The sequence below is a fragment of the Shinella pollutisoli genome, from assembly GCF_024609765.1.
GTDB classification, from domain to species: Bacteria; Pseudomonadota; Alphaproteobacteria; order Rhizobiales; family Rhizobiaceae; genus Shinella; species Shinella pollutisoli.
In genome coordinates, this window is sequence record NZ_JANFDG010000059.1 from 1 (window position 1) to 5,116 (window position 5,116).

Sequence of the window (5,116 nt, forward strand, 5' to 3'; positions counted from 1 at the left end):
GACTACGGCCTCGTCGCCGACATCTTCGAGGCGCTCCCGGAGCTCGAGAAGGCGCTCTGAGGAACGGCGCGCGGCCTTCGCCGCAGCGATGTTTTCACTGGAAAAATGTGCCGCGGCACTTTATCACTTCACCGGGCCGGCCCGACCGGCCCGGTCTTTTTTTGTCCGCACGAACGAAAATAACGGGGCGACAGGCGCTATGATCAGGAACGTCGGTATCATCGGGGCAGGCCAGATGGGGTGCGGCATCGCGCATGTCGCCGCGACCGCCGGCTACAAGGTCCATCTCTACGACCTTGCCGCCGACCGGATCGAAGCCGGGCTTGCCACGATCAACGGCAATCTCGCCCGCCAGGTCTCCTCCGGCAAGATGACGGACGAGGACCGCAAGAAGGCGCTCGCGCTGATCGGCGGCTCGACCGACATCAACGATCTCTCCGACGCCGACCTCGTCATCGAGGCCGTGACCGAGGACGAGACCGTCAAGCGCAAGATCTACGGCCAGGTCTGCCCGGTGCTGAAGCCGGAGGCGATCCTCGCCACCAACACGTCCTCGCTCTCCATCACCCGGCTGGCGTCCGCCACTGACCGGCCGGAGCGCTTCATGGGCATCCACTTCATGAACCCGGTGCCGGTGATGAAGCTGGTCGAGCTGGTGCGCGGCATCGCCACCGAGGAAGGCACCTTCTCGGCCGCCAAGGAGTTCGTCGCCAACCTCGACAAGGCGGCGACGGTCGCCGAGGACTTCCCCGCCTTCATCGTCAACCGCATCCTGCTGCCGATGATCAACGAGGCGATCTACACGCTCTACGAGGGCGTCGGCTCGGTCGAGGCGATCGATACCGCCATGCGGCTCGGCGCCAACCATCCGATGGGCCCGCTGCAGCTCGCCGATTTCATCGGCCTCGACACCTGCCTGTCGATCATGCAGGTGCTGCACGACGGGCTCGCCGACTCCAAGTACCGCCCCTGCCCGCTGCTCGTGAAATATGTCGAGGCGGGCTGGCTCGGCCGCAAGTCCGGCCGCGGCTTCTACGACTATCGCGGCGAGGTGCCGGTCCCGACCCGCTGAGCGCGTGCGGCTTTCCGCCATCCCGCCCGTTTGCGGAAAAATCTTTCCCGCGGCGTGACGACGGCGACGGCCCCGTGCCTCGGAGCGCGGCGAATCCGCCGATATTGTCGGCCCCGAAATCAACAGGCCGGGGTCCTTCATGAAACGCTTCCTCCTCATCGGTGCAGCCCTCGTCGGGCTCGCCCTCCCGCTTTCCGCCAACGCCGCCGACAAGCTGCTGAACGCCTCCTACGACGTGGCGCGCGAGCTGTTCGCGGCCGAGAATGAGGCGTTCCTCAAGGACCATCCGGGCGTCACCATCGACCAGTCGCACGGCGGCACGTCGAAGCAGGCGCGCGCCATCATCGAGGGCCTGGAAGCCGACGTCGTCACCTTCAACCAGGTCACCGACATCGACTTCCTCGTCAAGAACGGCTTCGTGGCGGAGGGCTGGCAGGAGAAGTTCCCGAACAACGCCTCGCCCTTCTACTCCTTCCCGTCCTTCCTCGTGCGCGCCGGCAACCCGAAGAACATCAAGGACTGGGGCGATCTCGCCCGCGACGACGTGAAGATCGTCTTCCCGAACCCGAAGACCTCCGGCAACGCGCGCTACACCTACCTTGCCGCCGTCGCCTATGCGAAGGAGGCCTTCGACAACGACGAGGCGAAGATCACGGAATTCGTGACCAAGATCTTCGACAATGTCCCGGTCTTCGACACCGGCGGCCGCGCGGCGACGACAACCTTCGTCGAGCGCGAGATCGGCGACGTCATCATCACCTTCGAGGCCGAGACCAAGTCGATCGCCAAGCAGTACGGCGAGGACAAGTTCGAGGGCGTGACGCCGTCGGTCTCGCTGCTCGCCGAGTTCCCGGTCGCCATCGTCGACAAGGTGGCCGATGCGCGCGGCAGCCGCGACCTCGCCAAGGCCTATCTCGACTTCCTCTACTCGCCGGAAGGCCAGAAGATCGCCGCCGAGTTCGGCCACCGCGTCCATGACGAGACGGTCGCCGCCGAGTTCAAGGACCGGTTCCCGGAAATCCGCCTCGTCGACGTCGACGACGTCTTCGGCGGCTGGCAGAAGATCTCCGAGGAGCATTTCTCCGAGGGCGGCAAGCTCGACAAGATCTACGGCAGCCGCTAACAGGCCGCTTCATCTGTCATTCGTCAGCCGGCGGGCCTAAAAAGCCCGCCGGTTGCGGCGTTGGGAAAGGGAATGCGCATCGTGAGACGGCGGGTTTTGCCAGGATTGCCCCTCGCGCTCGGCGTGACGCTCGTCTATGTCGGCATCATCGTCGTGCTGCCGCTCTCGGCCCTCGTCTTCAAGGCGGCGAGCCTCGGGCCGGAGGACTACTGGCGCATCGTCTCCTCCGAGCGGGCCTTCGCCAGCTATCGCGTCACCGTGCTCTGCGCTCTCGCCGCCACCGTCTTCAACCTCGTCTTCGGCCTGGCGCTCGCCTGGGTGCTGGTGCGCTACCGCTTTCCCGGCCGCCGGCTGGTGGATGCACTGGTGGACCTGCCCTTCGCGCTGCCGACGGCCGTCGCCGGCATCGCGCTCACCACGCTCTTTGCCGCGAACGGCTGGTTCGGCGCCCCGCTCGCCCTCCTCGGCATCAAGGTCGCCTACACGCCGCTCGGCATCATCGTCGCCATGAGCTTCACCAGCATCCCCTTCATCGTGCGCACGGTGCAGCCGGTGCTGGAGGAGCTCGACCCGGCGCTGGAGGAGGCGGGCCAGACGCTCGGGGCGGGGGACCTCTCGATCTTCGTGCGCGTGATCCTGCCGCTTCTTTCGCCGGCGCTGCTCGCCGGCGTCTCGCTCTCCTTCGCCCGCAGCCTCGGCGAGTTCGGCGCGATCATCTTCATCGCCGGCAACCAGCCCTTCGAGACGGAGATCACGGCGCTGCTCGCCTTCATCCGGCTGGAGGAATACGACTATCCGGCGTCGGCGGCGATCGCCTCGGTCATGCTGCTCACGGCCTTCGTCATGCTGGCGGTGACGAACCTGATGCAGGCCCGCGCGCTGCGCTACACGGTGAGGGGCTGATCATGGCGCATCCCGGGGCGCATCATACAAAGGGCCGCCCGCCCCGCGTCGGCGACCATCCCGTCTTCCGCCGCGTCCTGCTTGCGGTCGTGCTCTTCTTCGTCCTCCTCCTCATCGTCGCGCCGCTCGTCGTCATCGCGGTCGAGGCCTTTTCGCGCGGCGTCGGCTATTTCGCGAAAACCATCGGCGAGCCGGACACGCGCCATGCGATCCTGCTCACCGTCCTCACGGCGCTGGTCGCGGTCCCGGTCAACACGGCCTTCGGGGTCGCCGCCGCCTGGGCGATCACCAAGTTCGACTTCACCGGCAAGCGGCTGCTCACCGTGATCATCGAGCTTCCCTTCTCGGTCTCGCCGATCGTCGCGGGCGTCGCCTATCTCTTCGTCTACGGGCTGCAGGGCCTGTTCGGCCCGGCGCTGCAATCGGCGGAGATCAAGATCCTGTTCGCGCTGCCGGGCATCGTGCTCGCCAGCATGTTCGTGACCGCGCCCTTCGTCGCGCGCGAGCTGATCCCGCTGATGCAGGCGCAGGGCCGCGACCTGGAGGAGGCCGCGACCTCGCTCGGCGCCTCCGGCTGGCGCACCTTCTTCTCGGTGACGCTGCCCAACATCAAATGGGCGCTGCTCTACGGCGTGGTCCTGTGCAATTCGCGCGTGATGGGCGAGTTCGGCGCGGTCTCGGTCGTCTCCGGCAACATCCGCGGCCAGACCAACACGCTGCCGCTGCATATCGAGCTGCTCTACCACGACTACAACGCCACCGGCGCCTTCGCCGCCGCCTCGATCCTGGCGCTGCTCGCCATCGTCACGCTCGTCGCCAAGGTGCTGCTGGAGCGGCAGGGCGCGGGCCGCGCGCGCCGGCCTGCCACGCTCGCCGGCCTCGACGCCGTTCCTCCGGAGACCAGACCTTGAAAATCCGCCTCGACACCGTCGTCAAGACCTTCGAGACCTTCCGCGCCGTGCACGGGGTCTCGCTCGACATCGAGAGCGGCGAGCTGGTGGCGCTGCTCGGCCCCTCCGGCTCCGGCAAGACGACGATCCTGCGCATGGTCGCCGGCCTCGAATATGCCGACGGCGGCGCGATCTATTTCGGCGCGGAGAACGCCACCGACATCCCGGTGCGCGACCGCGGCGTCGGCTTCGTCTTCCAGCACTACGCGCTCTTCCCGCACATGACCGTGGCGGAGAACATCGCCTTCGGCATGAAGGTCTCGAAGGTGAAGCGCTCGGCTGAAGCGATCGCCGCGCGGGTGGGCGAGCTCCTCGACCTCGTGCAGCTCTCCGGGCTCGGCGAGCGGTTCCCGGGCCAGATCTCCGGCGGCCAGCGCCAGCGCGTGGCGCTCGCCCGGGCGCTCGCGGTCGATCCGCGCGTGCTTTTGCTCGACGAGCCCTTCGGCGCGCTCGACGCCAACGTGCGTCGGGATCTCCGCCGCTGGCTGCGCAGGATCCACGACGAGCTCGGCATCACCACGCTCTTCGTCACCCACGACCAGGAGGAGGCGCTCGACCTCGCCGACCGCGTCGTCATCCTCGACAAGGGGCGGATCGTGCAGGAGGGGACGCCGGAGGAGGTCTGCCGCAACCCGGCGAACGCCTTCGTGATGAACTTCCTCGGCGACGCCAACCGGCTCGATGCCGAAATCCGCGGCGGCAGGGCGCATGTGCAGGACGCGGCCTTCGACGCCGCGGGCCTTGCCGACGGCGCCGGGCAGATCCTCTTCCGCCCCGCCGACGTGACCTGGCGCGAGGACGGGCACGGCATCGCCGCGCGGATCGTGCGCGTCATCGACCGGCCGGATTCGCGCCGCGTGCTGGCGATGACGGCGGACGGCCAGCCGGTGGAGTTCGACACCGCGCCGGAATTCCCGCACCGCAAGGGCGAGGCCGGCTTCCTCGACATCCGCCGCCCGCGCGTCTATCCGGCGGCGTGAGAATCTTTGCCCCTCACCCTAACCCTTGTAACTTCCCTTTCACCGCGAAAGGGTCTGTATTTCCCTTTGCGGTGGCGGATGGAAACCC

General features: G+C 67.6%; 5 protein-coding genes. All 5 read left to right on the forward strand.

From position 1 onward, the window contains the following. Nucleotides 1-199: 199 nt before the first annotated feature. Nucleotides 200-1,072: a 3-hydroxybutyryl-CoA dehydrogenase gene (locus NNZ72_RS25235; RefSeq protein WP_257318438.1), complete on the forward strand. Its 873-nt coding sequence runs from the start codon at nucleotides 200-202 to the stop codon at nucleotides 1,070-1,072. Between the two features lie 139 nt (nucleotides 1,073-1,211). After that, the gene (locus NNZ72_RS25240) at nucleotides 1,212-2,195 is read left to right on the forward strand and encodes a sulfate ABC transporter substrate-binding protein (protein ID WP_257318439.1); all 984 of its coding nucleotides are present in this window, start codon (nucleotides 1,212-1,214) and stop codon (nucleotides 2,193-2,195) included. A gap of 72 nt (nucleotides 2,196-2,267) precedes the next feature. Beyond that, on the forward strand, nucleotides 2,268-3,098 hold the full coding sequence (cysT, locus tag NNZ72_RS25245; RefSeq protein WP_257318440.1) for a sulfate ABC transporter permease subunit CysT: 831 nt from the start codon (nucleotides 2,268-2,270) through the stop codon (nucleotides 3,096-3,098). Nucleotides 3,099-3,100: 2 nt separating this feature from the next. After that, on the forward strand, nucleotides 3,101-4,009 hold the full coding sequence (cysW, locus tag NNZ72_RS25250) for a sulfate ABC transporter permease subunit CysW (RefSeq protein WP_257318441.1): 909 nt from the start codon (nucleotides 3,101-3,103) through the stop codon (nucleotides 4,007-4,009). Then, nucleotides 4,006-5,028: a sulfate/molybdate ABC transporter ATP-binding protein gene (locus tag NNZ72_RS25255; protein ID WP_257318442.1), complete on the forward strand. Its 1,023-nt coding sequence runs from the start codon at nucleotides 4,006-4,008 to the stop codon at nucleotides 5,026-5,028. Before cysW ends, NNZ72_RS25255 begins: the two co-directional genes overlap by 4 nt. The last annotated feature ends 88 nt before the right edge of the window (nucleotides 5,029-5,116 follow it).